General features: G+C 68.0%; 20 protein-coding genes, 1 tRNA gene, 1 rRNA gene and 1 pseudogene. 17 read left to right on the top strand and 6 right to left on the bottom strand.

The window, feature by feature from the left end:
* Nucleotides 1-77 precede the first annotated feature (77 nt).
* The 3 genes from AB0M15_RS35840 (at nucleotide 78) to AB0M15_RS35850 (ending at nucleotide 9,446) form a co-directional block, all read left to right on the top strand.
* Entirely contained in the window at nucleotides 78-1,049 is a 972-nt protein-coding gene (locus tag AB0M15_RS35840) for a glycosyltransferase family 2 protein (protein ID WP_363829070.1), read from the top strand.
* On the top strand, nucleotides 1,046-3,406 hold the full coding sequence (locus AB0M15_RS35845; RefSeq protein WP_363829073.1) for a hypothetical protein: 2,361 nt from the start codon (nucleotides 1,046-1,048) through the stop codon (nucleotides 3,404-3,406). Before AB0M15_RS35840 ends, AB0M15_RS35845 begins: the two co-directional genes overlap by 4 nt.
* 103 nt (nucleotides 3,407-3,509) lie before the next feature.
* On the top strand, nucleotides 3,510-9,446 hold the full coding sequence (locus AB0M15_RS35850; RefSeq protein ID WP_363829076.1) for an Ig-like domain-containing protein: 5,937 nt from the start codon (nucleotides 3,510-3,512) through the stop codon (nucleotides 9,444-9,446).
* Between the two features lie 48 nt (nucleotides 9,447-9,494).
* On the opposite strand, the gene AB0M15_RS35855 is transcribed toward AB0M15_RS35850, so the two are convergent.
* Nucleotides 9,495-10,013: a GNAT family N-acetyltransferase gene (locus AB0M15_RS35855; protein ID WP_363829079.1), complete on the bottom strand. Its 519-nt coding sequence runs from the start codon at nucleotides 10,011-10,013 to the stop codon at nucleotides 9,495-9,497.
* Nucleotides 10,014-10,069: 56 nt separating this feature from the next.
* Between AB0M15_RS35855 and cpt the strand changes: the two genes are divergently transcribed.
* Nucleotides 10,070-10,603 (top strand): chloramphenicol phosphotransferase CPT, encoded by a 534-nt coding sequence (gene cpt, locus AB0M15_RS35860; RefSeq protein ID WP_363829082.1) that lies wholly within the window; start codon nucleotides 10,070-10,072, stop codon nucleotides 10,601-10,603.
* Nucleotides 10,604-10,776: 173 nt separating this feature from the next.
* Here cpt and AB0M15_RS35865 read toward each other — a convergent pair.
* From AB0M15_RS35865 to AB0M15_RS35880, 4 genes and pseudogenes are all read right to left on the bottom strand, one after another.
* A tRNA-OTHER gene (locus tag AB0M15_RS35865) sits at nucleotides 10,777-10,876 on the bottom strand.
* Nucleotides 10,877-11,189: 313 nt separating this feature from the next.
* Nucleotides 11,190-11,657: pseudogene (locus AB0M15_RS35870) on the bottom strand (sigma-70 family RNA polymerase sigma factor); the annotation flags it as partial.
* On the bottom strand, nucleotides 11,623-11,823 hold the full coding sequence (locus AB0M15_RS35875; RefSeq protein ID WP_363829085.1) for a hypothetical protein: 201 nt from the start codon (nucleotides 11,821-11,823) through the stop codon (nucleotides 11,623-11,625). The gene AB0M15_RS35875 and the pseudogene AB0M15_RS35870, both read right to left, overlap by 35 nt.
* 136 nt (nucleotides 11,824-11,959) lie before the next feature.
* Nucleotides 11,960-12,334: a hypothetical protein gene (locus tag AB0M15_RS35880; protein WP_363829088.1), complete on the bottom strand. Its 375-nt coding sequence runs from the start codon at nucleotides 12,332-12,334 to the stop codon at nucleotides 11,960-11,962.
* 96 nt (nucleotides 12,335-12,430) lie between these two features.
* Between AB0M15_RS35880 and argC the strand changes: the two genes are divergently transcribed.
* From argC to AB0M15_RS35930, 10 genes are all read left to right on the top strand, one after another.
* A complete protein-coding gene (gene argC / locus AB0M15_RS35885) occupies nucleotides 12,431-13,462 on the top strand; it encodes an N-acetyl-gamma-glutamyl-phosphate reductase (protein ID WP_363829091.1) in 1,032 nt (343 codons plus the stop codon).
* Nucleotides 13,459-14,655, top strand: a complete 1,197-nt coding sequence (argJ, locus tag AB0M15_RS35890) for a bifunctional glutamate N-acetyltransferase/amino-acid acetyltransferase ArgJ (RefSeq protein WP_363829094.1) — start codon at nucleotides 13,459-13,461, stop codon at nucleotides 14,653-14,655. The genes argC and argJ overlap by 4 nt, the downstream gene beginning before the upstream one ends.
* Nucleotides 14,652-15,554 carry an acetylglutamate kinase gene (gene argB, locus AB0M15_RS35895; protein WP_363829097.1) on the top strand — a complete coding sequence of 301 codons (903 nt, stop codon included), beginning with the start codon at nucleotides 14,652-14,654 and terminating at the stop codon, nucleotides 15,552-15,554. Before argJ ends, argB begins: the two co-directional genes overlap by 4 nt.
* Complete coding sequence (locus AB0M15_RS35900) at nucleotides 15,551-16,753, top strand: acetylornithine transaminase (protein ID WP_363829100.1); 1,203 nt, start codon at nucleotides 15,551-15,553, stop codon at nucleotides 16,751-16,753. Before argB ends, AB0M15_RS35900 begins: the two co-directional genes overlap by 4 nt.
* A complete protein-coding gene (gene argF, locus AB0M15_RS35905; RefSeq protein ID WP_363829103.1) occupies nucleotides 16,750-17,682 on the top strand; it encodes an ornithine carbamoyltransferase in 933 nt (310 codons plus the stop codon). The genes AB0M15_RS35900 and argF overlap by 4 nt, the downstream gene beginning before the upstream one ends.
* Entirely contained in the window at nucleotides 17,679-18,191 is a 513-nt protein-coding gene (locus AB0M15_RS35910) for an arginine repressor (protein WP_164597981.1), read from the top strand. The genes argF and AB0M15_RS35910 overlap by 4 nt, the downstream gene beginning before the upstream one ends.
* A 72-nt stretch (nucleotides 18,192-18,263) precedes the next feature.
* On the top strand, nucleotides 18,264-18,794 hold the full coding sequence (locus AB0M15_RS35915) for an RNA polymerase sigma factor (protein ID WP_363829108.1): 531 nt from the start codon (nucleotides 18,264-18,266) through the stop codon (nucleotides 18,792-18,794).
* Nucleotides 18,791-19,390, top strand: coding sequence for a hypothetical protein (locus AB0M15_RS35920; protein WP_363829111.1), 600 nt, complete (start codon nucleotides 18,791-18,793; stop codon nucleotides 19,388-19,390). The genes AB0M15_RS35915 and AB0M15_RS35920 overlap by 4 nt, the downstream gene beginning before the upstream one ends.
* Before the next feature lie 6 nt (nucleotides 19,391-19,396).
* Nucleotides 19,397-20,827, top strand: a complete 1,431-nt coding sequence (gene argH, locus AB0M15_RS35925) for an argininosuccinate lyase (protein WP_363829114.1) — start codon at nucleotides 19,397-19,399, stop codon at nucleotides 20,825-20,827.
* Nucleotides 20,828-21,466, top strand: a complete 639-nt coding sequence (locus AB0M15_RS35930; protein WP_363829117.1) for a DNA-3-methyladenine glycosylase — start codon at nucleotides 20,828-20,830, stop codon at nucleotides 21,464-21,466. It begins immediately after the preceding gene.
* Here the strand turns inward: AB0M15_RS35930 and AB0M15_RS35935 are convergent.
* Nucleotides 21,463-22,422 carry an LLM class flavin-dependent oxidoreductase gene (locus tag AB0M15_RS35935; RefSeq protein WP_363829120.1) on the bottom strand — a complete coding sequence of 320 codons (960 nt, stop codon included), beginning with the start codon at nucleotides 22,420-22,422 and terminating at the stop codon, nucleotides 21,463-21,465. The genes AB0M15_RS35930 and AB0M15_RS35935 overlap by 4 nt on opposite strands.
* A 75-nt stretch (nucleotides 22,423-22,497) precedes the next feature.
* Here AB0M15_RS35935 and AB0M15_RS35940 point away from each other — a divergent pair, with 75 nt between their 5' ends.
* The 3 genes from AB0M15_RS35940 to AB0M15_RS35950 all read left to right on the top strand — a co-directional run.
* Nucleotides 22,498-23,535 (top strand): phosphatase domain-containing protein, encoded by a 1,038-nt coding sequence (locus AB0M15_RS35940; RefSeq protein WP_363829123.1) that lies wholly within the window; start codon nucleotides 22,498-22,500, stop codon nucleotides 23,533-23,535.
* 70 nt (nucleotides 23,536-23,605) lie between these two features.
* The gene (gene tyrS / locus AB0M15_RS35945; RefSeq protein ID WP_363829126.1) at nucleotides 23,606-24,910 is read left to right on the top strand and encodes a tyrosine--tRNA ligase; all 1,305 of its coding nucleotides are present in this window, start codon (nucleotides 23,606-23,608) and stop codon (nucleotides 24,908-24,910) included.
* Nucleotides 24,911-25,471: 561 nt separating this feature from the next.
* Nucleotides 25,472-25,643, top strand: a 16S ribosomal RNA gene (locus tag AB0M15_RS35950); the annotation flags it as partial.

Consider the following 25,643-nt stretch of genomic DNA (forward strand, 5'->3'; position numbering starts at 1 on the left):
GCCACCTGTACTTTCCACCGGCCGCCCGATCCGCCCGAACGGGGCTCAGCCAGATCAGTCGTGGAGGACCACCGGACATGCCGGATCCCGAACTCTCCGTCGTCGTGCCGATGTACGACGAGGAAGAGGTGCTGCCGATCTTCTTCGAGCGGATGCGCCCCCTGCTGGACGGCCTCGGCATCAGCTACGAGGTGCTCGTCGTCGACGACGGCAGCCGGGACGCGACCGCCTCGATGCTGCTCGATGCGGCCGTCGACTGGCATCAGCTCCGGGTCGTCCGGCTGCTCCGCAACTCCGGTCACCAGGCCGCCCAGTCGGCGGGATTCCGTCGCGCCAGGGGGAAGTACCTGGTCACCATCGACGCCGATCTGCAGGATCCGCCCGAGGTGATCGCCGAGCTGCTCGCGACGGCGCGGGACAAGGACGTCGACGTCGTGTACGGCGTGCGCTCGGACCGTTCGAGTGACTCCTGGCCGAAGCGGACGACGGCGCGGATGTATTACCGGCTGATGTGTCGCCTGGTGGGCAAGGACATTCCGTTCGACGCGGCGGACTTCCGGCTGGTCTCGCGCCGGGTCATCGACGCGGTCAACTCGCTGCCCGAGGACGGCAGGGTCTTCCGGTTGGTGATCCCTTGGCTCGGCTTCCCCAGCGCCGAGGTTGCGTATGTCCGGGCGGAGCGGGCGGCGGGCGTCACGAAGTACAACTGGTCGAAGATGTTCCGGCTGGCGTTCGACAGTGTGACCGCGTTCTCGGCGGCACCGCTGAGGCTGGCCACGTGGTTCGGGTTGCTCGGTGGGATGTTGTCCGGGCTGTTCGCGGTCGGCGCGCTGGTGATCAAGCTGTCCGGCAACAGCGTTCCCGGTTGGACCTCGACAGTGCTGGCCGTCAGCGTCATCGGCGCGATCCAGTTGCTGTGCCTCGGGTTGCTGGGCGAGTACGTCGCCCGCCTGTTCCAGTCGAGCCAGCGGCGCCCACAGTTCCTGGTCGGCTACGACAGCCTCGAAGACCCCGGCCACCAATCCCTCGATGAGGTCTCTTCTAGATGACGCGTTTCCTGCCGCGGCTGGTGCCGTGGTTGATTCCGTACGTCGTCACGGTCCTTGCACTGATCTCCCTCGACGTACCGGTCGTCCCGATCGCGAAGTACAGCCTGTACTTCGCTCTGGCGGTCGCATTGCCGGGCATCCTGATCCTGCGCGCGCTCTGGCGCAGTACGGGCAACTGGGCCGAGGACTTCGGACTCGGGTCAGCGGTCGGGGCGACGTACCAGCTGGCCGGCTGGGCGATCTTCACCGCGCTCGGCTGGCAACGCGTGCTGGTGATCTGGCCGGCACTGGTGCTGGTCGCCTTCGCCGCAGTGCCTCGCCTGCGGAAGTACTGGCGGATCCACGATCCCAAGCCGCTGCCGTTGCTGTGGACGTGGGGGATGGTGATCGCCTCGACCGTGCTGCTCGGCGGGGCGGTGCTCGGGGCGATGAAGTACCACCCCGCGCCACCGGACGGCACGTCGTACTACCAAGACTTGCTGTACCACCTGTCGATGCTGAACGAGCTGACTCGCTCGGTACCGCCGCAGCTGCCGCAGGTGTCGGGGGAGTCGCTGGAGTACCACTGGTTCGCGAATGCCGACATGGCGGCGGCCGTGGACATCACCAAGCTGTCGCCGATCATCGTGCTCTACCGGCTGTGGTTGCTGCCGCAGCTGCTCGTCGCCCTGCTCGTATGCGCGACGCTGGCCAGGACGGTCAGCCGCGCATGGTGGACCGGCGTACTGGCCGCTGTCGCGCTGGCCGGGCCGCAGCTGTTTCTCTTCCTCGACACCGCCGTCAACCTGTCACCACCGCTGAGCCTGCTCAGCCCGTCTCAGACCTTTGGCATGGTCGCCGGGACAGCAGCTGCCGTCTTCCTGATCCACCTGCTGTTCAAAGGCGAGTCCGGCAAGGGCTTGTGGTTGCTGGCATTCACCGTCGCAGTAGTCGGCGGCGGCTCCAAACCGACCACCCTCCCAATCCTGGTGGGCGCAGTCGGCCTCCCCGCCCTCTTCCTGCTGATCCGCGACCGCCGCCTCCCAACGCGCTTCCTAGCTGCAGGTTCTCTGCTGGTCGCCGCCGCTGTCGGCACGATGGTCACCGTCGCCGGCAGCACCAGCGGCTCGGGCCTCCAGTTCTTGGCAGTCCTCAAAACCCAAGGCGGCTACGCAGCAGCCACCCGCGACACCACCCCCGCCGGCGAAGGCGGCCTGATCCTCCCCGCCCTAACCAACGGCCACGTATTCTCTATCGCCGGCGTCCTGGTCCTCTGTGCCCTCCTCCTCACGGGCCAACTCCTGGCAGCCACCGGCTACGCCCTACTAGCCAGCCGCACTCTCCGCCGCGACCCCACCGCCTGGTTCCTCCTGGGCGCCTTGATCGCAGGCTGGGCAGGCTTCCTCCTGGTAGACCACCCCTCGATCAGCGAGGCCTACTTCGTCCACAGCGCAGTCCCCTTCAGCCTCGCTGCCACCGGCTGGCTCGCAGCCACAATCACCCGCATCTACGCGGCGGCGCCAGCCGCTCCGCGGCAGGCGCCGCCGCGAGGTGAAGAAGCAGCTCGAGCTGCCGACGTCCTCGCCCCCGCGCCGCCCGGAGGGCGGCGCGGGGTGCTGGCGTGGATCGCCGTGGTGGCGGTGGTGCTTGGTGCTCTATTCGCCTTCATCTTGTTGACGACTGATGCTCTGCCGAGCGGTTCGCATCTGCGGCGGATTGCGTTGGTGGCTCGGCCGTTGGTTGTTGTCGTGGCAGTTACTGCAGGGCTGATGTTTGTCTGGTTGTTGCTGGTGAAGCGAGTTCCGCGGGTAGCCGGGCTGGGTGGGTTGTTGGTGTTGCTGACCTTGCTGGTGGTGCCGTCGGCAAGGACCTTCGAGCAGAACCTGCATCTGAACGGCGGCAAGCAAGCGCAGAGATTCACGTCGGCGACCTGGTGGGTCTACCCGGACGAGGAAGCCGCCGCCCTCTGGCTGGCGAAGAACTCCAAGACCACCGACATCGTCGTCAGCAACACCTGGTGCCGGCCGGCGGGCAAGCAAGGGCCGGGGTGTGATGCGCGCGGATACATCGTCAGTGGCATCGCCGGCAGAAGGACCTTCCTCGAGGGCTGGGGCTACACCTCCCAAGCCATGGCCCACCACGGCGACGGCGGCCTGCGCTACAACCAGCAGCCCTCGCCCTGGCCCGATCGCGTCGAGCTGACGAATCAGGCGATCTACGAGCCGACCGCCGACGTACTGCGCAAGCTGCGCGACCAGTACCACGTCCGCTGGGTGTACGCCGATCTGTTCGGCGGCCCGGTGTCGCCGGACCTCGACAAGCTCGCCGTACTCCGACACTCCTGGCAGCACGTGCGGATCTACGAACTCACCGGCTGATCCCGCGTAACATCGGACTGGCGTAGCGCGTTAGCTCTACGCTGGCCCGCTCGCCCCGAGGCCGACGCATGCGGAAACGTGAGTGCTCGGGAGGGCGTGGGTAATGACGAGGACCGGCCATCGGTTGCCCGCCGTCGTCACCGCTCTCAGCCTCACCGTGCTGGCTTCCGGCACGGCTTCGGCGTACCAGGTGCCAACGGCCCCCTTTGCCCAGGGCAACACCGCGACCGCCACGATGCCCGGCTCCGGCCTCACCCAGTCGATCACCGTCACCGGCCAGACCGAGTTGCTCGACGCAACCACCGCCGGCGTCCGCGGCAGCACCGCCAAGACCTACGACCCGGCCATCGCGCGCACCACGCCCGCCCAGGACCTCCTCGTCAACACAGGAACCTGCGCCGCCATCGGCACCTGCGGCAACCGCGGCTCGCTGACGATCACCTTCTCCCAGCCGGTCCGCGACCCGATCCTGCACCTGGCCGGCCTGGGCGGCGCAGCGACCGAAACCACCAACGGCCGCACCAGCGGCCAGTCCGAGCTCCACTCGGTCCTCAAACTCACCACCGCCGGCCTCAGCCTGACGAAGGTAGGCCAGGGCAACAACCTCGTCGTCGGCAGCGACACGATCACCGCGCTCAACCCCGACGCAGGCCCAAACTGCATCAACACCGACACCGGCGAAGGTCCCGACGCGGCGGCCACCGCGGCCTGCGGCTCGGTCAAGGTCAACGGCATCGCCAAGTCGATCACCTTCGACCTCACCGCCGTCTTCACCAAGAACGCCAAGCTCCCCGCGTTCAACACCCCCTCCTCTGCCGACGCCTTCTCCGTCGTCGCCTCGACCGGCGAAGACTTCGGCGACGCACCCACGTCGTACGGCGCCGCCTGGTCAGTCCTCACCGATCTCCGCCTAGGCGACGACGCAACCGAAGACAACACAGCAACTGCCAACGGCACCACAGGCCCGGCGACCCAGGACCAAGCGGACGACGGCGTCACCCTCAAGCCGCTGGCAACCACAGCCAAGGACTACGCGGCCACCGTCGCCCTCACCGGAGCAAGCAAGTCCGGCAAAGTCTGCGGCTGGATAGACCTGAACAAGAACGGCAAGTTCGACCCGACCGAGCGAGGCTGCGCCACCTTCACCGCAGGCCAAAGCGCCGTCACCCTCACCTGGTCAGCCCTCCCCAAACTAACCGCCGGTACGACGTACGCCCGCATCCGAACCGGCTACACGACAACCCAGGTGGACAAGCCAACTGGCCCTGCCGACAGCGGCGAGGTAGAGGACTACCCGCTAGCGATCGCGCCCCCACCCCCGCCGATCGCACTGGACGACACCGCCACCACCCCGTACAACGAAGACCTCACCACCGACGTCCTGAGCAACGACCGCCCCGGCGACCCGGCGAGCCCCCTGAAGCCCGGATCCCTCTGCCTCCTCGAAGCAGACAAGTGTGGCGTCATGCTCAACGTCGTGGCCCAGGGCAAGTACGTCGCCAAGCCCGACGGCAAGATCGCCTTCGAGCCCGTTCCAGGATTCGTCGGCGAAGGCAAACCGGTCACCTACCGAATCGCCGACACCAACGACACCACCGCCACCGCAAAACTGACCGTCACAGTCGCGCTTCCAGCGAAGCCGGTAGCCGTCCCCGACAAGGCGACCACCCAGCAGAACGTCAGCATCGCCCTGGCCCCGCTCGTCAACGACCGCCCCGCACCAGGCGTCACCCTCGATCCCAGCTCCGTTGTCCTGCGCGACCCCGCCGACGCAGCCTTCACCACGGCAGCCGCCGACACCTTCGAGAAGAAGGTGATCGTCCCCGGCGAAGGCACGTATGTCGTGAAGCCCGACGGCACGGTCGACTTCATGCCGCTGCCCCAGTTCACCGGCGTCGCAACGACCCTCGGCTACCGCGTCACCGACAGCACCCGCCAGGTCGCCGAATCGACGATCGCGGTCACCGTCACCCCGATTACCCCGAAGGCGCTCGGCGACTCGGTCACCACACCTTTCGACACCAACGTCGTGATCCCGGTCCTCGACAACGACCTGCCCGGCTCACCCGAGGCACCGCTCAACCCACAGACCCTCAAGCTGATCGATCCGGCGACCGGCAAACTCGTCGACCAGGTGACGGTGTCGAACCAGGGCAGCTATGCGGTTGCCGACGGCAAGGTCGCCTTCGAATCTGTACAAGGCTTCCAGGGCGTCACCACTCCGCTGACCTACCAAGTGCTCGACAAGAACGGCACCGCAGCCCGCGCCCAGCTCACCGTCTCCGTCGACGCGCCCGGTCCGCCCGTCGCCAACCCTGACCAGGCGGTACTACTCCAGGGCGGCTCGATCTTCGTCCCGGTCCTCAGCAACGACAAGCCCGGCCCGACCGGCTCAGCGCTCGTGCCGGGCACCGTCCGCCTGATCCCGCCGACCCCGGCCACGATCACCGCAACCAACTCGGCACCGTCCAAGCCGCCCGTGCCCGCGACCCCGCTACCGATGCCCACGGCAACAGCGGCCGGCGATCCGGCCACCAGCATCGTCGTCGCCGGCCAAGGCAAGTACACGGTGAAGCCCGACGGCCGAGTGCTCTTCGAGTCGGTCCCCACGTTCAGCGGCCACGCCACCCCGATCACCTACCAGGTGGCCGACGGGAACGGCGCGATCGGCAAGGCGACGCTGACCCTCGAGGTCACCAAGGTCCAGCCCGACGCGACGGACGACACCGCCAGTACGGCGTACGACCAGAACGTGACCGTGGACGTTCTGGCGAACGACAGCGCCGGTGACCCCGCCGTCCCGCTGGTGCCGAGCAGCGTCAAGCTGATCGACCCGATGACCCACCAACCGAAGACCACGGTCGTCGTCGACGGCGAGGCGACCTTCAAGGTGGTGGCCGACGGCGACGTGCAGTTCGACCCGTTGCCGACGTACACCGGCGTCGCGACGGCGCTCACCTACACCGTCTCGGACGTCAACGGCACCCTCGCGACGGCCACGATCACGGTCACTGTCGCCAAGCCGCCGCCACCGACCGCGAAGCCGGACACCGCGACCACCAAGCAGGACGACCCGATCACCATCGACCCGCTCGCCAACGACGAGCCCGGCCAGGGCACCGGCCTCGACCCGCTGAGCGTCGTCCTGATCGATCCGGCCGACGGTTCGCTGAGGAAGGTCGTCACGGTCGCGGACCAAGGCACGTACCACGTGAACCCCGACGGTACGGTCGGCTTCGATCCGCTGCCGGCCTTCACCGGGACGGCGACCACGCTGACGTACCGGGTATCGGACTGGTTCGACCAGGCGACCCGGTCGACGATCACGATCGCGGTGACGCCGATCGTCCCCAAGGCCGAGGACGACACCGCGACCACGCCGTACGGCGTGGTCGCGACGGTCAAGGTGCTCGCCAACGACAAGCCCGGCGACCTGAGCGCGCCGCTCGTCATCGGCAGTCTGCAACTCAAAGACCCTGCGGACGGGCTGTTCAAGCCGACGGTGACGGTCAAGGAAGAAGGCGTCTACACCGCGCGAGCCGGCGTCGTCGTCTTCGAGCCGGTCGCAGGATTCAGCGGACCCGGTACCGCGCTGACCTACCAAGTCGCCGACGACAACGGCACCACGACGACCGCCACCGTCTGGATCACCGTCGGCCTCCCGCCGGTCGCCCAACCCGACAATGCCTCCACCCTGCAGAACGTCACCGTCACGATCGACGTCCTCGCGAACGACGAACCCGGCACGGGCGCCAAGCTCGACCCCGACTCGGTGGTCATCGCCTCGCCCGAGCTGCCCGCGGCCCCGAAGCCGCCGGCCGTCTTCGGCAAGACGCTGACCGTTCCCGGCCAGGGCACGTACACCGTCCAGAAGAGCGGCGCGATCCAGTTCGATCCCGTCCCGGCCTTCGACGGCCACACCAGCTTCATCCAGTACAAGGTCACCGACTCGCAGCACAACACGGCCTCGTCGACGCTCGGGGTCGAGGTCACCGGGATCCAGCCGTTCACGGTCGACGACTCGGCGATCACGCCGTTCAACACGCCGATCACGCTGAACGTGCTCACCAACGACAAGCCCGGCGACCCGAGCGCGCCGCTGGTGCCCAAGAGCCTGCTGCTGCAGGACCCGGCCGACGCGACGAAGTACCAGCAGACGGTCACCCAGCCCGGCGAAGGCACCTACACGGCCAAGCCCGACGGCTCGATCACCTTCGCACCGGTGAAGGACTTCCAAGGCCTGACCACGCCGGCGACGTACCGCGTCAGCGACACCAACGGCACCCCGGCGGATGGCCTGCTCTTCATCACCGTCGGCAAGGGGCCAGAAGCCAAGCCAGACACCGGTACTACGAAGCAGAACGTCGACACCCAACTCGACCCACTGGCCAACGACCACCCCGGCACCCAGGCCGAACTCGAGAAGACCTCGGTCCAGCTCTACGACGGCAAGGCCTGGACCAAAACGGCGACGATCACCGGCCAGGGCACCTACAAGGTCGACGGCGTGACAGGCAAGGTCACCTTCGACCCGGTGCCGACCTTCACCGGCCCGAGCTCGATCGCCTACCAAGTGGCCGACACAGCCAAGAACAAGGCGATGTCGACCGTCACCGTCACGGTCAACGCGATCAGCCCCGAACCGGGGAACGACACGGCCACGACCGCCTTCGACACCCCGATCACCGTGCCGGTACTGACGAACGACAAGCCCGGCGACGCGACAGCGCCACTGGACCCCGCGAGCGTCCGGCTGATCGACTTCGCGACCGGCGACCCGGTGACGAGCCTGCGGGTCGAAGGCCAAGGCACCTACACGGTCCAGCCCGACGGCGGGATCCGGCTGCTGCCGTGGGGCGGTTGGGTCGGCCAGACGACCCCGGTGACGTACCAGGTCAGCGACGAGAACGGCAGCGCCGGTACTGCGACCCTCGTGGTGACCGTCGGCGAGAAGCCGCTCGCCCTGCCCGATGTGGCAAAGACGAAGCAACACGTCGCGGTCACCTTCGACCCGCTGACCAACGACAAGCCCGGCGCCGGGGCGACGCTCGACCCGGCCACGCTTCTCCTGGTCGATGCCTCGGGCAACCTTGTCGACAAGGTTACGATTCCTGAGCAGGGCAGCTATACGGTTGCCGATGGCAAGGTGACGTTCACACCCGGCAGAACCTTCGTGGGCAGCGCGCGCCCGGCGGCGTACGAGGTGAAGGACAGCGATCGCAACGCGGCCCGCTCGACGGTGTCGGTGACAGTGCTGCCGGTCCGGCCGGTCGCGGTCGACGACAGTGCGACCACGCAGTACGGACAAGGGGTCAACGTGGCCGTGCTCGGCAACGACAAGGCCGGCGATCCGTCGGCACCTCTGGTTCCCACCTCGGTCGTGTTGCGCGACCCTGCGGACGGCAAGGACAAGACTTCGGTGACGATCCCGGACGAGGGCGGCTTCACCGTCCGGCCGGACGGCACCGTCGGATACACCCCGGTGAAGGGCTTCGCCGGTACCACCAGATCGCTCACCTATCGGGTGACCGATGCGAACGGGACGTCGGACACGGCACGCCTGGAGATCACCGTCGGTGCTCCCAGCGCGTCGAAGGCCATCCCGGACAGCGGTACCGGCAGCCCTGGCAACCCGGTGGTCGTCAACCCTCTCCTGAACGACGCCGCGACTCAGGGCGCGGCCTGGGATCCGGGCAGTGTCTGCCTGGCCACCGGGCCGGCCACCTGTGGGAAGCGGGTGGTCGTACCGGACGTCGGCGAATGGACGGTCGGTACCGACGGGACGATCAGGCTCGTTCCGGAGCGGGGCTTCATCGGTACGGCGAAGCAGTCGTACCGGGTCACTGACACGGATGGCGTGACAGTGGACTCGCAGGTGAAGGTGACCATCGGGGCCCGGTCGGCCGCGCAGGTCAGCCTGGACAGGACCGCACTGCCGGACACCGGCGGCCCGTCGGTCCTGCTCCTCACGCTGGCGCTGTTGCTGGTCGGCCTGGGCGTCACCTTGCTGGGCATCGCCCGCCGGGGCCGCCAAAAATAGTGGGGAAGGAGCCGGGCTCCGCTGACCCTCTGGCGGAACCCGGCTCTACTACAAGTCGGTGACCAGCATCAGTTCGTCGCGGTAGTCGTCAGCGGCGACCCGTACTGCGCGGGGGTGGCTGCCGACCACCCGATAGCCGAGCTTGCCGTAGAACTCCTCCAGGCTGTTCCCGTCGCGGATCGTCAGCTGCAACTGCTCCAGCCCGAGCTCCACCGCGGACTGCCGCAGCCCGTTCATCAGCAGGCTGCCGGCTCCGCCGCCCTGGTACTTCGGGTGCACCATGACTCGCAGCACCGTGCGCCAGTGGAGGTTGAGGGCGCTGTCCTTGCCGACGAGCAGTCCCATGCCGACGTACCGGTCGCCGTTGTGCAGGACGCCGAGCAGATCCTTGCCCGCGGCCACCCGCTCGAGCGCGAGGTCGAGCGTCTCGGCGACCAGGTGCACCGGGGCCGGCGCGGTGAACCCGACGCTGCCGCCGGCATCCGTGGCAGCGATCCAGGTGTCCAGCAGATCGGCCCGCAGCTCCGGGTCCGAAACCGCCTCGGGGTCGATCACTTCGTACTCCACCGCTACCTCCTAAATGCGACTGACTTGCAGGAAGCCTAGCTGGCACAATCTTTCGCGTGTCGACTCAGGTGATCGTGTTGAACGGCGGCTCCAGCTCCGGCAAGACCGGGATCGCGCGCTGTCTGAAGGCGGTGCTGCCGCGGCCGTGGATCAGCCTCGGCGTCGACGATCTGGTCGACGCGCTGCCGCCCGGGCTGCTGGATTCGGGCTCGGGGATCGCGTTCGGTTCGGGCGGCGAGGTCGAGGTAGGCGCCGGCTTCCGCGAGATCGAGGCCGCCTGGATGGCCGGCATCGCCGCGATGGCCCGCGCCGGCGCCCGGATCATCTTCGACGACGTCTTCCTGAGCGGCGCCACCTCGCAAGCCCGGGTGCGGTCCCAGCTGGCCGGCCTCGAGGTCCTCTGGGTAGGAGTCCGTTGCGCCCCCGAAATCGCAGCCGGCCGCGAGCTCGCCCGCGGCGACCGCACCAACGGCATGGCCGAGTCGCAGGCGATCTCGGTCCACGAAGGCGTCGTCTACGACCTGCAGGTCGACACCGGCATCACCGAATCCATCGACTGCGCCCGAGCCATAGCCGCCCACCTCCACTAACGCCCCCGCCCCGCCCCGCCCCTCCCCGTCCAAGCACGGGCGGGGAGGGAATTGCACCCGGAGAGGGGGACAACCCTCCCCGGTTCCGGTTAGGACCCTCCCCAGCTCAGTCGGTTAGTTCGCTGAGGCGGGGGACGTTGGTGAGTTTGTCGGGGTTGCGGACTACGTAGATCTGGCTGATCCGGCCGGTCTCGTCGAACTCGAAGAAGCCGGCGCTGTCGACCTCGTCGCCGTCGTAGAAGACGAACGCGCTCTCGCCGTTGAGCTCGATCAGCCGCACCTCGAGATCGCGCGCGGGCTGGCCGGGCGCGAGCAGCGCGATCGTCCACCGGGAGATCTTGTCCGGGTTGCGCAGCGGCCGGATCGCGGCCTGCTTCTTGCCGCCACCATCGGCGACCAGGACGACATCCGGTGCGAGCAGCGCGACCATCCCGTCGAGATCACCCGACCACGCGGCCGACAGGAACTGGTTGGTGACCTCGACGTGCCGAGCCTTGTCGACCTGATGCCGAGGCTGCCGCGCGTGTACATGCTCCCGCGCCCGATGAGCGAGCTGCCGTACGGCCGCCTCGGACCGCCCGAGCGTTCCCGCGATCTCCCCGAACGGCAGGTCGAACACCTCCCGCAGCACGAACGCCGCCCGCTCCAACGGCGACAGCGTCTCCAGTACGACGAGCATCGCCATCGACACCGAGTCGGCGACCTCCGCCACGACGGCCGGGTCGTCGGCCTCCCGGGTCGCCACGATCGGCTCGGGCAGCCACGGCCCGACGTACTGCTCCCGCCGGGTCTTCTGCTGCCGCAACCGATTGAGCGCGAGCCGCGACGTGATCCGGATCAAGTACGCCCGGACATCCCGTACGTCCTCCCGATCGGCGGCCGACCACCGCAACCACGTCTCCTGGACGACATCCTCCGCGTCGACCACACTCCCCACCACCCGGTACGCCGCCCCGACCAGCACCGCCCGATGCTCGTCGAACTCCGCCGCCAACTCCTCGTCACCACTCACGCCGACCTCACATATGCGACAGGTTCGCCACCGAGACAACACCGAGCACCAGCGCGATCACCCCGAAAGTCGTGAAGAAGGCGGCGCTGCCGGCCCCGCGAGGCCGCATCCCGCGCCGACCGTACAGCTTGGTCAGCGGCACCCCGACCCACCCGAGGAACGCCAGATAGCCGGACGACACCTGCTGGGTCTTGAGCTCGGTCTGCATACCAACGATCCTGGCCGCCGGACCGTCCCAGCACCTGAGTGAATCTACTGATCTTCACAGCGCGCGGTACTCCTTCCTGGTCGCTCATCGTGTCACCCCTCCGGACACGCGGCGGCAAGCCGGTTGTGACATCGGCTCAGCGATTGGCGCTCAAGAAGCTGGCAGCGATGAAGACCACGACCGCGAAGGTGGTGAAGAAGGAGGCGCTGCCGGTAGCGAGCGAGGTCAGCTGCTTGCGGTTGTAGACGACGGTGAGCAGCATCCCCACGATCACCTGACCCAGTACGACCGGGAAGACCAAGGTCATCCCCACCACCTCCAGCACGCCGCGCGGACTGAAGCAGAGTCCCGTGCAGCCGACCGGGCTGACATCGGAGGCCGACAGCACCAGCAGTGCATAGCCGGCCAGTTGAATGCCGATCCAGCCGAGGAAGACCAGGTAGCTGTTCGACGCCCGGCGATCCTCGGCGTCCTCCACTTCGCGCACCGCTGACGGTCGGTCACTGTTCATACGAATGATCCTGGCCAGCGGCGACCCGGTGCGCTTGAGTGGAACTACCGATCTTCAGGGTTGGATAATCATGCGGTATCTGACATACTCATTCACATGAGTTTGACGGTCGCGGTGGCTGGAGCCAGTGGGTACGCCGGGGGAGAGCTGCTGAGGCTGCTCTCGGTGCATCCAGAAGTCGAGATCGGCGCACTCACGGCGGGCGGCAGCGCCGGTACCGCGCTGGGCGTCCACCACCCACACCTCCTGCCCCTGGCCGGGCGCATCCTGGTCGAGACCTCCGCGGAAACCCTCGCGGGTCACGATGTGGTGTTCTTGGCCCTTCCACACGGGCAGTCCGCCGAAATCGCCGAGCAACTCGGCGAGGACGTCACCGTGATCGACTGCGGCGCGGACTTCCGGTTGGTCGAGGCGGAGGCGTGGGTGGAGTTCTACGGTGGCAAGCACGCCGGTCACTGGCCCTACGGTCTGCCCGAGCTGCCCGGTCAACGGGACAAGCTCCGGGGGACGAACCGGGTCGCAGTACCGGGGTGTTATCCCACCGTTTCGACCCTTGCCCTGCTCCCCGCAGTACAGGGCGGTCTTGTCGATCCGGGCCAACTGGTGGTGGTCGCGGTGAGCGGGACGTCGGGAGCGGGCAAGGCGCCGAAGCCGAATCTGCACGGCGCGGAGGTGATGGGTTCGGCCGCGGCGTACGGCGTCGGCGGCGTCCACCGGCATACGCCGGAGATCGAGCAGAACCTCGGCGCCGTCACCGACGCAGCCGTCTCCGTTTCCTTCACGCCGGTACTGGCGCCGATGGCTCGCGGCATCCTCGCGACCTGCAGCGCGCCGGTCACCCCGGGGACGACGGCAGCCCAACTGCGTGCGGCGTACGAAGCGGCGTACCAGGACGAGCCGTTCGTGTACCTGATGCCCGAAGGCCAGTGGCCGCAGACGCAGGCGACGCTCGGCGCGAACACCGTTCAGCTGCAGGTCACGCTGGACCAGCGGACCGGCCGCGCTGTGATCGTGGCCGCGATGGACAACCTCACCAAGGGCACTGCCGGCGCCGCCGTGCAGTGCATGAACCTGGCCGCCGGTCTCGACGAGACGCTGGCCCTTCCCCTCGTAGGAGTAGCCCCGTGACCTCAACCGTGCAGCACCAAGTCGATCGGAGCGCCGGAGTCACCGCGCCGGCCGGCTTCCGCGCGGCCGGGGTGATCGCGGGCATCAAGCCCGCCGGCAAGCCGGACCTCACCGTGGTCGTCAACGACGGCCCGTACGACGGCGCCGCGGGCGTCTTCACCACGAACAAGGTGAAGGCCGCGCCGGTCCTCTGGTCCCAGCAGGTGCTGACCGCGGGCAAGCTCAAGGCCGTCGTCCTCAACTCGGGCGGCGCCAACGCCTGCACCGGGCCGGAGGGTTTCCAGGACACTCACAAGACCGCCGAGGAGCTGGCCTCGATCCTCGGCGTGGGCGCCGGCGAGATCGGGGTCTGCTCGACCGGCCTGATCGGTGAGCGGCTGCCGATGGATAAGCTGCTGCCCGGCCTCAAGACCGTGGTCGATGCCCTGGGCGATACGCCGGAGCACAGCCTGTCCGCCGCGACCGCGGTGATGACCACGGACAACGTCCCGAAGCAGTCCGTCCTCAAGCACCCCGACGGCTGGAGCATCGGCGGCTTCGCCAAGGGCGCCGGGATGTGCGCGCCGAACATGGCGACCATGCTCTCCGTCATCACGACCGACGCGATCGTCGACCAGCCGCACCTCGACCACGTCCTCCGCAACGCGGTCGGCAAGACCTTCAACCGGCTGGACGTGGACGGCGGCACGTCGACCAACGACACCGTCCTGCTGCTCAGCTCGGGCGCGTCCGGCGTGAAAGTGCCGGCCGACGAGTTCGAGGCAGCCCTCACCGCGCTCGCCGCGGACCTCGTCAAGCAACTGCAGGCCGACGCCGAGGGCGTCACCAAGCACGTCAGTATCACCGTGCAGAACGCGGCCACCGAGGCCGAGGCGGTTGCCGCTGCCAAGATCGTTGCTGAGGACAACCTCTGCAAGACCGCCTTCTTCGCCTCCGACCCGAACTGGGGCCGGATCGCGATGGCCGTCGGCAACGCGCCGACCGCCTTCGACCCGGCACTGCTCGACATCACCCTGAACGGCGCCGCGATCTGCATCGCCGGCGGCAAGGGCGTCGACCGGTCCGAGGCCGACCTCAGCGGACTGGAGATCGACGTGGTGATCGACCTGCACGCGGGGTCGGCGTCGGCGACGGTGCTGACGACGGATTTGTCGCACGCGTACGTAGAAGAGAACTCGGCGTACTCCTCATGACCATGACGACACGTTTGATGGAGACCAGCCAGGCGCATGCGGTCGAGAAGGCTGCCGTGCTCACGGAGGCGCTGCCCTGGCTGAAGGAGTTCCACGGCAAGACGATCGTGGTGAAGTACGGCGGCAACGCCATGGTCGACGACGAGCTGAAGCAGGCGTTCGCTTCCGACATCGTGTTTCTCCGGCATTGCGGCGTCCGGGTGGTCGTCGTGCACGGCGGCGGGCCGCAGATCAGCGACATGCTCCAGCGGCTCGGCATCGACAGCGAGTTCCGCGGCGGGCTGCGGGTGACGACGCCCGAGGCGATGGACGTGGTCGGCATGGTCCTGGTGGGCAAGGTCGGCCGTGAGCTCGTCGGGTTGCTGAACGCGCACGGGCCGTTCGCGGTCGGGATGTCCGGCGAGGACGCGGGGTTGTTCACCGCGGAACGCCGGGGCGCGATCGTCGACGGTGAGTCGGTCGACATCGGCCTGGTCGGCGACGTCGTCGACGTCCGGCCCGAAGCTGTCATCGACCTGATCGACGCCGGCCGGATCCCGGTCGTCTCCACGATCGCGCCGGACGAGGACGGTCTGGCGCACAACGTGAACGCCGACACGGCGGCCTCGGCCCTGGCGGTCGCGCTGGGCGCGTCGAAGCTCGTCGTACTGACCGATGTCGCCGGTCTCTACCGGAACTGGCCGGAGAGCGAGGAGATCATCACCCAGATCGACGCCGCCGAACTGGCCGAGCTGCTGCCGTCGCTGGCGTCCGGGATGGTGCCGAAGATGGAGGCCTGCCTGCGCGCGGTCCAGTCCGGCGTCTCCCGGGCCACCGTCATCGACGGCCGGGTGCCGCACTCGCTTTTGCTCGAGATCTTCACCGACGCCGGAAGTGGAACCCAGGTGATCCCGTCATGACCGAACTGCTCACCGTCGACGGCACCCAGAGCGCGCTCGCCGAGCGCTACTCGCAGTCCCTGATGAACACCTTCGGCGCTCCCAAGCGCGTGCTGGTCCGCGGCGAAGGCGCCTACCTGTGGGATGCCGACGGCAAGAAGTACCTCGACCTGCTCGGCGGGCTCGCGGTGAACTGCCTCGGTCACGCGCATCCGTTCGTCGTCTCGGCCGTCACCAGCCAGCTCGCGACGCTCGGGCACGTCTCCAACTTCTTCGCTTCGGCGCCGCAGGTCGCGCTGGCCGAGAAGCTGCTGTCGCTCTTCGATGCGCCCGGCAAGGTGTTCTTCACCAACTCGGGCACCGAGGCGAACGAGGCGGCCTTCAAGATCACCCGCAAGACCGGCCGGACCAAGATCGTCTCGACGGTCGGCGCGTTCCACGGCCGGACGATGGGCGCGCTCGCGATCACCTGGAAGCCGGCGTACCGGGAGCAGTTCGCCCCGTTGCCGGGTGACGTCACCTTCGTCCCGTACGGTGATGCGGCCGCGCTGGCCGCCGCGGTCGACGACGAGACCGCTGCTGTGGTGCTCGAGCCGATCCAGGGGGAGAACGGCGTCGTCGTACCGCCTCCTGGTTACCTGGCTGAGGCACGCCGGATCACCTCGGAACACGGTGCCTTGCTCTGGATCGACGAGATCCAGACCGGCGTCGGGCGGACGGGGGACTGGTTCGCCTTCCAGGCCGACGGGATCACGCCGGACATCGTCACGGTGGCGAAGGGGCTCGGCGCGGGCATCCCGATCGGCGCCTGCCTAGGCTTCGGTGCGGCCGCTGATCTGCTGCAGCCGGGCAACCACGGTACGACTTTCGGTGGCAATCCGGTCGCCGCGATCGCCGGCCTGGCCGTCCTGACCGTGATCGAGCGCGATGGGTTGCTAGCCAATGTCAATGCCATCGGCAACCACATTGCTTCGTCCGTCGAGGCGCTCGGACATCCGTTGATCGCCGGGGTCCGCGGCCGGGGGCTGCTGCTCGCGATCGAGTTGACCCAGCCGGTGTCGGATCAGGTTGCCGCTTTTGCTTTGGAGGCCGGGTTCATCATCAACAACCCGATTCCGGACGCGTTGCGGTTGGCGCCGCCGTACATCCTGAGTAAAGCTGATGCGGACAGCTTCGTCGCAGCGCTGCCCGCGCTGCTCGACCAGGTGGAGGTTCCGTGACGAGGCATTTCCTGCGGGACGACGACCTGAGCCCGGCCGAGCAGGACGAGGTCCTGACGCTGGCGCAGCAGTTGAGCACGGATCGGTACGGGCACAAGCCGTTGGCAGGGCCGCAGACCGTCGCGGTGATCTTCGACAAGGCCTCGACCCGGACGCGGATCTCGTTCGCGGTCGGTATCGCCGAGCTGGGCGGGGTGCCGCTGATCATCGATGCGCAGTCGTCGCAGATGGGTCGTGGCGAGCCGATCGCCGACACCGCGCGGGTGCTCGACCGGCAGGTCGGCGCGATCGTCTGGCGGACGTCGGGGCAGACGCGGATCGAGGAGATGGCGGCCGCGTCGCGGGTGCCGGTGATCAACGCGCTGACGGACGAGTTCCACCCGTGCCAGGTCCTGGCCGACCTGTTGACGGTCCGGCAGCACAAGGGCCGGACGGCAGGGCTCAAGCTCGTCTACCTCGGTGACGGCCTCAACAACATGGCTCATTCCTACTTGCTCGGTGGGGTGACGGCAGGGATGCACGTCGTCATCGCTTCGCCGGCGGAGTACCAGCCTGATGCTGCGGTGCTCGCGAAGGCGGTGGAGATCGGTCGCGTCACCGGCGGTTCGGTTTTGTGGACTTCCGATCCGTCGGAGGCTGTGGCGGGAGCCGATGTGGTTGCCACCGACACCTGGGTGTCGATGGGCCAGGAGGCCGAGGCGGCGTTGCGGGAGGCACCGTTCGTGCCGTTCTCGGTGACCGAGGCGCTGGTGTCGAAGGCTGATACCGAGGCGATCGTGTTGCATTGCTTACCGGCGTACCGGGGCAAGGAGATCGAGGCCGCGGTGATCGACGGGCCACAATCGGTCGTCTGGGACGAGGCAGAGAATCGGTTGCACGCGCAGAAGGCGCTGCTGTCGTGGCTGCTGGCAAGGAACTTCAGCTCATGAATCTCGCCGTACCGACCACCAAGACCGCGCGTCAGCAGCGGATCGTCGACCTGCTCGGCCGGCAACCGGTCCGCTCGCAGACCGAGCTGGCCGACCTGCTAGCCGACGCCGGCCTCGTCGTCGGCCAGGCCACCTTGTCGCGTGACCTGGTGGAGATCGGCGCGGTCAAAGTCCGCGACTCGGCCGGCCAGCTCGTGTACGCCGTACCGGGTGAAGGCGGCGACCGTACGCCGCGAGCCGGGGAGGCCGCAGCGTTCGAGGCGCGGCTGGGCCGGGTCGCCTCCGAGTTGCTCGTCTCGGCCGAGGGCAGCGCCAACCTGGTGATCCTGCGAACTCCGCCGGGTGCGGCCCAGTACTTCGCGTCGGCGATCGACCACGTGGGACTGGATGACGTACTCGGCACCATCGCCGGCGACGACACCGTGATGGTCGTGTCGCGCCACCCGTCCGGGGGAGAGGCCCTGGCGGCCCGGTTCCTCAGCCTGGCCGCCCGCAGCGAGGCCAAGTAGCCGCGAACGCTCCAGCCCCTCGTGCGAAGTACAGGCGAGCGGTCCGCGGCGGACGGCTCAGGAGGGGACGGGATGGACTTCGAATGGCTGGTGGAGCAGCACAGTGCCGACCTGTACGCCTACCTGAGTCGACGCTCAACGTCGGAGGTCGCGGACGACCTGCTGGCCGACGTGTGGCTGGCGGCCTTCAGCGGGCGGACCAGCTTCGACCCGGAGCTCGGCAGTATGCGCGGCTGGCTCTTCGGGATCGCACGGCACGTACTGCACAGCTACTACCGACGACACCGGCTGCGGACGGTACTGACCCGGGCTGACCGGCCTGTCGATGAGATAGCCGCAGTAGACGCCCGCCTGGACGCTGCTGCTCTGGTGCCGGCTTTGCGAGAGGCTCTGCGCTCACTGCCTGCAGTAGAGCGCGAACTACTGCTCCTGGTCGCCTGGGAGCAACTGACGCCGTCCGAAGCTGGGCAGGTGCTCGGTATCCCTGCGGGGACGGCCCGCTCCCGCCTCCACCGCGCACGGCAACGAATGGACGAACGGCTGGGTGACTCGACACAAGTAGTGGACGAGACCACCGACCACAAACTTGGAGCCGACTCATGACCGACTACCTGGACACCCTGACCAAAGCAGGCGAAGTACCGCCACCTAGTGCAGAGACCCTGGCCCGCGCCCAGGCCGTAGTACGAGAAGCGGCCGCTCGGCCTGCGCGGCGCCGGTACCTCGTGCCCGCAGCTGTTGCCGGTGCGGCGGCGACTGCGGTGATCGTGGCGGGGCTTCTGGTCGGCACGGGGGCTGAGCCGGCCGGGCCGAGGTACCTGGCTGACAGCGGGAGCGCTTCCTGTGCCTTTAGCTACTCATTGGAGACTCTCAAGCAACGGAGGTTCGCTTTCGACGGCACCGTGCAGGCGATCAACCGGCCGGGTGCGGGCTACAGCCAGGTCTACCGGCAGCACTACGCCCTGGTGACCTTCCAGGTGAACGAGTGGTTCAAGCCCGGCGGCGGTGGGACCACTGCGGTTCTGCTGTCGGCACCTACTGGAAGCCCGGTGGGCGGCAACTACGCTTACGGCTTCCCCTTCCAGGTAGGCACCCGGCTCCTGATCACCGGTGACCAGGACGCCGCGTTTACCTGCGGCTTCAGCCGCTTCTACGACAAAGCCTCCGCCCGGGAGTGGCGGAAGGCATTCAGCAAGTGAGAGAGGATGTTGGGTGTGAGCACGGGTAAAGGTGAGAGTGCGGCCCTGTGGGGCGGCCGGTTCGCGGGTGGGCCGGCTGATGCGCTGGCGGCGTTGAGCAAGTCGACGCAGTTCGACTGGGTGCTGGCGCCGTACGATATCGCCGGGTCGAAGGCGCACGCGAAGGTGCTGAACCGCGCGGGGCTGCTGACCGACGAGGACCTCACCAAGATGCTCGCTGGGCTCGACGAGCTGCTGGCCGACGTCCTGTCCGGTGCTTTCGTCGCTGCCGAGGCGGACGAGGACGTGCACACTGCACTCGAGCGCGGGCTGGTTGAGCGCCTCGGTGCCGAGCTGGGCGGTCGCCTGCGCGCCGGGCGGTCGCGGAACGACCAGGTCGCCACGCTGTTCAAGAGCTTCCTGCGCGATCACGGCCGGATCATCAGCGGGCTGGTGCTCGACCAGGTGAAGGTTTTGGCCGAGCAGGCCGAGAAGCACCTCGGCGTGGCGATGCCTGGGCGCACGCACTTCCAGCACGCTCAGCCTGTACTGCTGTCGCATCACCTGCTGGCGCATGCCTGGCCGCTGGTCCGCGACCTCGACCGGCTGGCCGACTGGGATCGCCGGGTTGCCGCCGATTCGCCGTACGGGTCTGGCGCGCTGGCCGGCAGCACGCTGGGGCTGGACCCGCAGTTCGTGGCCCTCGAGCTGGGGTTCACGAACTCGTCGGCGAACTCGATCGACGGGACGGCGGCGCGGGACTTCGTCGCGGAGTTCGCCTTCGTGTGTGCGCAGATCGGCATCGACCTGTCCCGGCAGGCCGAAGAGGTGATCATCTGGGCGACCAAGGAGTTCGGGTTCGTCCAGCTGGACGACGCGTACTCGACCGGGTCGAGCATCATGCCGCAGAAGAAGAACCCGGACATCGCGGAGCTCGCCCGCGGTAAGTCCGGCCGGCTGATCGGCAACCTGACCGGGTTGCTCGCGACGCTGAAGGCGCAGCCGCTCGCGTACAACCGGGACCTGCAGGAGGACAAGGAGCCGGTCTTCGACTCCGTGGACACGCTCGAGGTGCTGCTGCCCGCGTTCACCGGGATGATCCGCACACTGCGCTTCAACACCGACCGGCTGGAGGAACTGGCACCCCAGGGCTTCTCGCTGGCCACCGACATCGCCGAGTGGCTGGTCAAGCAGAAGGTACCTTTCCGGGTGGCGCACGAGCTGGCCGGCGCCTGCGTCCAGGAGTGCGAGAAGCGCGGCATCGAGCTCTGGGACCTGACCGACGAGGACCTCGCCGCGATCTCGCCGTCGTTGACTCCTGAGGTCCGGACGGTGCTGAGCGTCGAAGGCTCAGTTGCCTCCCGCAACGGCCGCGGCGGCACCGCCACCGACCGCGTCACCGAACAACTGGCCGAACTCCGCTCCCGCGTCACCGAACACGCGGACCGCCTCGCCTAGATGCCACCTGTACTACGCAAGTCGCTCGCAGCGCCGGTGCTCGAAGTCGCCCCGGCGCTGCTCGGCATGATCCTCCGCCGGACCACCCCAGAGGGCGTAGTCGCAGTCCGCATCACCGAGGTGGAGGCCTACGACGGCCCGAACGACCCCGGCTCCCACTCCTACCGCGGCCAAACCCCGCGCAACGCGGTCATGTTCGGCCCACCCGGCCACCTCTACGTCTACTTCACCTACGGCATGCACTACTGCATGAACATCGCCGTAGGCCCAGACGGGCAGCCCTCCGCAGTCCTCTTCCGCGCCGGCGAGGTGATCGAAGGCATCGACCTGGCCCGTAAACGACGAGGCGAGACCGGCAGAGCAACCGCTTCGACCAAGGTGCTGCCGGACCGCGATCTCGCGCGCGGGCCGGCCCGGCTCTGTGTTGCTCTTGGCATCGGCCGCGCGGAGAACGGGGTGGACCTGCTGGCTCGGGGCTCGGCGGTGCAGCTGCTTCCCGGGGACGGCTACGACGGTGAGGTCGCCACCGGTCCCCGGGTCGGCCTCCGCGAGGCGGCCGACTGGCCTTGGCGCTTCTGGATCCCGGGCGACCGCACCGTCTCGCCGTACAAGCCGCACGTACCGAAGAAACGTAGTTAGCGGTTGGCCAGCTCCAGCACGTAGTCGAGCTGGGGGAGGCCGTGCTCGACCTCAGGGTCCGGGAACAGGCCGATGTGGTGGACTCCGGCGGCTTCGAGCGCCTCGATGTGGGCTGCGGCGTCGTCCAGCGTGCCGATCGGGCCGATCTCGGCCCACCAGTCCTGCGGCATCGAGACGAAGCCTTCGACACCCTTCTCCGCGTGCAGCTTCACCAGGTCGTCGTAGAACGGCATCGTCGCGAGCGCCGGGTTCTTGTCCTTGAGCTGCCACTCCAGCCAAGGCGCAGTCCACTCGTACGCCGTCTTGCGATCAGCCCGCACACAGAGCGCACTGAAGACGGCGACCACGAAGCCGTCCGGTGACCCGGCTTGCTCGACAGCGGCTCGGACGTACGACGGCGTAGCGGGCTCAGCGAGCACCACCCCGCCCGCGACCCGTCCGGCCAACGCCATCGACTTTGGCCCCCGCACCCCGAGCAGGATCGGCGGCGGCGTGGTCGGCGGCGCATCCAGCTGCACGGCCTCCAGTACGACGTACTGCCCCTCCATGGTCACCTTCTCGCCCGCCAGCAGCCGCGTGACAGCGGTAGTCACCTCCTCGAGCGCAGTCAGCGGCGACTTGGGCCGCACCCCCATCTGCCCCATCCACACCTGCACGCCGTGCCCGATGCCAGGCAGGAACCGCCCAGGCGCCAGCGCGTCGAGCGTGGCGAACTCCATCGCGGTGACAGCGGCCGTACGGGCCACCGCCGGCACGATGCCGAGCCCACAGCTGAGTCGCTCGGTCGTAGCCAGCGCGGTCGCGACCAGGGACGGGCCGGCGGTGTAGAAGCAGTCTTCGATCAGCCACAGTTCGTCAGCGCCACCGGCGTCGAGACGGCGGGCGACGTCGGTCACCAGGGCGGCTGGGAAGGTCCGGGGGAAGCACATTCCGAGAGCAGCGGAGGTCTGGGTCATATCGAGACTGTAAAGGTCGCCGGGGACAGTCCTCCTGGTGCGCGTACGGGCCCTGTCTGCGGGTAGGTTTCGGACATGGCCCGTCCGCACTACTCCTCCCGTCTTGAGGACTGGTTCAACGTCGGCGTCGGGGTCCTCCTGCGCCGCCGCGGCTGGCGGGAGCGGATCATCCCGCACGTCGGCTACGGCACCCAGGAGTTCACCCGGGTGCTGGCCCGGGTCGTGCTGAGCCGGGATCCACGCAACCAGCCCCGGTACGACGAGGACCAGGTGGTGCGCGGTTGGCGGGTGTTCGTCACCGCGCCGGCTACCGGCGTACAGGTGTCGATCACGGTGTCCGGCCAGACCTTCGAGGCGACCACTGACCGCGGCGGCTTCGTCGACCTGACAGTGCCGGTGGTGCTGCCGCCTGGCTGGCATGAGATCGGCCTGGGCGTGCACGGCGAGCGGCAGGCACGCGGGAAGGTGGTGGTGCCCGACCCGGATGCCACCTTCGGCCTGGTCAGCGACATCGACGACACGGTGATGCTGACGATGCTGCCGCGACCCCTGATCGCCGCCTGGAACACCTTCGTCCGCGAGGAACAGGCCCGCCGGGTAGTGCCGGGTATGGCGGAGATGTACGCCGAACTCCTGGCAGACCACCCGGGCGCGCCGATGTTCTACCTGTCCACCGGTGCCTGGAACACGGCGCCGACGCTGACCCGGTTCCTCCAGCGGCACGGCTACCCGGCCGGCCCGCTGCTGATGACCGACTGGGGCCCGACCAACACCGGCTGGTTCCGCAGCGGGCAGGAGCACAAGCGCACTGCGCTCCGCCGGCTGGCAGTCGAGTTCCCGAACGTGAAGTGGGTGCTGGTGGGGGACGACGGCCAGCACGACCCGCAGCTGTACGGCGACTTCGCCCAGACGCATCCGGATCACGTGCGGGCCATCGGTATCCGCCAGCTGACCCCTGCCGAGCAGGTGCTGTCCCACGGTCTACCAGTGCCGAACCCGGACCCCGGTGCGCACGATCCGCATCGCCCGACGGCCGCAACCGTCCACGGGCCCGACGGGCACGCGCTGGTCGCGCAGTTGCGCGCAGTACTGTCCCGGCCCGAGGCGAGCTGACCCGGCACCTGCCCGCTGGAGCTGGTACAGGACACTTGTGGTGATCTGACGTGACTCGAGGAGAGACCAAGTGACCGACAGCGGGACCGCAAGCCGCACCCAGGTGCTCGACGACCTGGAGAGCCGTGGCCTGATCGCGCACTCCACCGACCCGGACGCGCTCCGTGCGTCGATGGCCGCCGGACCGATCACCTCGTACGTCGGGTTCGACCCGACCGCTCCGAGCCTGCACATGGGGAACCTGCTGCAGCTCCTGACGCTGCGGCGGCTGCAGCTGGCCGGCCACAACCCGATCGGGCTGGTCGGCGGCGCCACCGGACTGATCGGTGACCCGAAGGAGTCCTCGGAGCGGGTGCTGAACCCCAAGGACCTGGTGCAGCAGTGGGTGGAGAAGGTCCGCGGCCAGGTGGAGCGGTTCGTCGACTTCGACGAGTCGCTGCCGAACCCGGCGCGGATGGTCAACAACTACGACTGGACCAAGGATCTCAACACGCTCGACTTCCTCCGGGACATCGGCAAGCACTTCCCGGTGAACCGGATGCTCGGCCGGGAGGTGGTGAAGGCCCGCCTGGAGCAGGGGATCAGCTACACCGAGTTCAGCTACGTACTGCTGCAGTCGCTGGACTACCTGGAGCTGTACCGGCGCCACGGGTGCACCTTGCAGACCGGTGGAAGCGACCAGTGGGGGAACCTGACCGCTGGGGTCGAGCTGATCCGGCGGTCGGACGCGGGGAAGGCGCACGCGCTGGCCACTCCGCTGGTGACCAAGGCGGACGGCACCAAGTTCGGCAAGACCGAGTCGGGGACCATCTGGCTGGACCGGGAGCTGACGTCGCCGTACGCGTTCTACCAGTTCTGGTTCAACACTGATGACCGCGATGTGATGAAGCTGGTGCGGTTCTACACGTTCCGGACGGCTGAGGAGATCGCTGCGCTCGAGGAGGCGACCGCTGAGCGCCCACATGCTCGAGAGGCACAGCGGTTGCTGGCGGAGGACGTCACGACGCTGGTGCACGGCGCTGAGGAGACCGAGCAGGTGAAGCTCGCTGCGAAGGCGCTGTTCGGCCAGTCGGAGCTGCAGGCTCTGCAGGGGTCCACTCTTGTGGCCGCGCTCCGGGAGGCGCCGCACTACGAGCTCAAGCCGGATGAGCAGATGCCCACCATCACCGACCTGCTGGTGCTCTCGGAGCTGGTGGCGAGCAAGTCGGCCGCGCGCCGGACGATCGCCGAAGGTGGCGCGTACCTGAACAACGAGAAGGTCAGCGACCCGGAGTACATCCCGAGCGGCGCGGACCTGCTGCCCGGGGGAGCGTTGGTGCTGCGGCGCGGGAAGCGTTCGTTTGCAGGGGTTCTGGCCTCGTCGGCGGCCGGCTGACGTATCCCACGAGGTGGGTGCCGGAGGCAAATTACAGCCCTGTGATTCAGGCCTCCGGTAACCGATTTGACCGGCTACCTCCCCGCCACGTAATGTTCTTCTTGTTGGAGCGAGTGCGGGACGCGCAAGCGGCCGGTCGCTCCGAACCCCCCAAGACTAGCTGAGCCGCACCGTGTCTTTGATCCGGGTCGGTAGCTTCAGATGCGGGGTGCGGATCAGAAAAAACTGGGTCTTGACTCGGTGATGCTGGTCCGGTAAAGTAACGCAGGTTGCCCCGGAGTCCTGGCCGCAAGGTCTGTGACGCGGTGTGCGTCCGATTCTTGAGAACTCAACAGCGTGCCGAAAGTCAATGCCGAAATTTAGCATTAACCCCCTTCACGGGTCTCGGTGTAAGTAGGCTTGCTTGCCTCTTCGAGGTTTGCGGGTCTGGTTCATCGTTGATTCGTGTTGGATTCCTTTGTAATTTTTCTGGATTCAAGTCAGTTTGATTTGTTTCTGATTGCAATGGATCGTTTTTCGTTTGTCTGTTCTCCGTCCTTCGGGATGGTGGATATATAGATTTCAACGGAGAGTTTGATCCTGGCTCAGGACGAACGCTGGCGGCGTGCTTAACACATGCAAGTCGAGCGGTAAGGCCTCTTCGGGGGTACACGAGCGGCGAACGGGTGAGTAACACGTGAGCAACCTACCCTTCACTTCGGGATAAGCCTCGGAAACGGGGTCTAATACCGGA

It is taken from the genome of Kribbella sp. NPDC051718 (assembly GCF_040681515.1).
Lineage (GTDB): Bacteria > Actinomycetota > Actinomycetes > Propionibacteriales > Kribbellaceae > Kribbella.

Coding starts and splice junctions, on each gene's coding strand:
- AB0M15_RS35840 (WP_363829070.1), top strand. CDS start 78: ATGCCGGATCCCGAACTCTCCGTCGTCGTGCCGATGTACGACGAGGAA.
- AB0M15_RS35845 (WP_363829073.1), top strand. CDS start 1,046: ATGACGCGTTTCCTGCCGCGGCTGGTGCCGTGGTTGATTCCGTACGTC.
- AB0M15_RS35850 (WP_363829076.1), top strand. CDS start 3,510: ATGACGAGGACCGGCCATCGGTTGCCCGCCGTCGTCACCGCTCTCAGC.
- AB0M15_RS35875 (WP_363829085.1), bottom strand. CDS start 11,823: ATGCAGACCGAGCTCAAGACCCAGCAGGTGTCGTCCGGCTATCTGGCG.
- AB0M15_RS35880 (WP_363829088.1), bottom strand. CDS start 12,334: ATGAACAGTGACCGACCGTCAGCGGTGCGCGAAGTGGAGGACGCCGAG.
- argC (WP_363829091.1), top strand. CDS start 12,431: ATGAGTTTGACGGTCGCGGTGGCTGGAGCCAGTGGGTACGCCGGGGGA.
- argB (WP_363829097.1), top strand. CDS start 14,652: ATGACCATGACGACACGTTTGATGGAGACCAGCCAGGCGCATGCGGTC.
- AB0M15_RS35900 (WP_363829100.1), top strand. CDS start 15,551: ATGACCGAACTGCTCACCGTCGACGGCACCCAGAGCGCGCTCGCCGAG.
- AB0M15_RS35910 (WP_164597981.1), top strand. CDS start 17,679: ATGAATCTCGCCGTACCGACCACCAAGACCGCGCGTCAGCAGCGGATC.
- AB0M15_RS35915 (WP_363829108.1), top strand. CDS start 18,264: ATGGACTTCGAATGGCTGGTGGAGCAGCACAGTGCCGACCTGTACGCC.
- AB0M15_RS35920 (WP_363829111.1), top strand. CDS start 18,791: ATGACCGACTACCTGGACACCCTGACCAAAGCAGGCGAAGTACCGCCA.
- argH (WP_363829114.1), top strand. CDS start 19,397: ATGTTGGGTGTGAGCACGGGTAAAGGTGAGAGTGCGGCCCTGTGGGGC.
- AB0M15_RS35930 (WP_363829117.1), top strand. CDS start 20,828: ATGCCACCTGTACTACGCAAGTCGCTCGCAGCGCCGGTGCTCGAAGTC.
- AB0M15_RS35935 (WP_363829120.1), bottom strand. CDS start 22,422: ATGACCCAGACCTCCGCTGCTCTCGGAATGTGCTTCCCCCGGACCTTC.
- AB0M15_RS35940 (WP_363829123.1), top strand. CDS start 22,498: ATGGCCCGTCCGCACTACTCCTCCCGTCTTGAGGACTGGTTCAACGTC.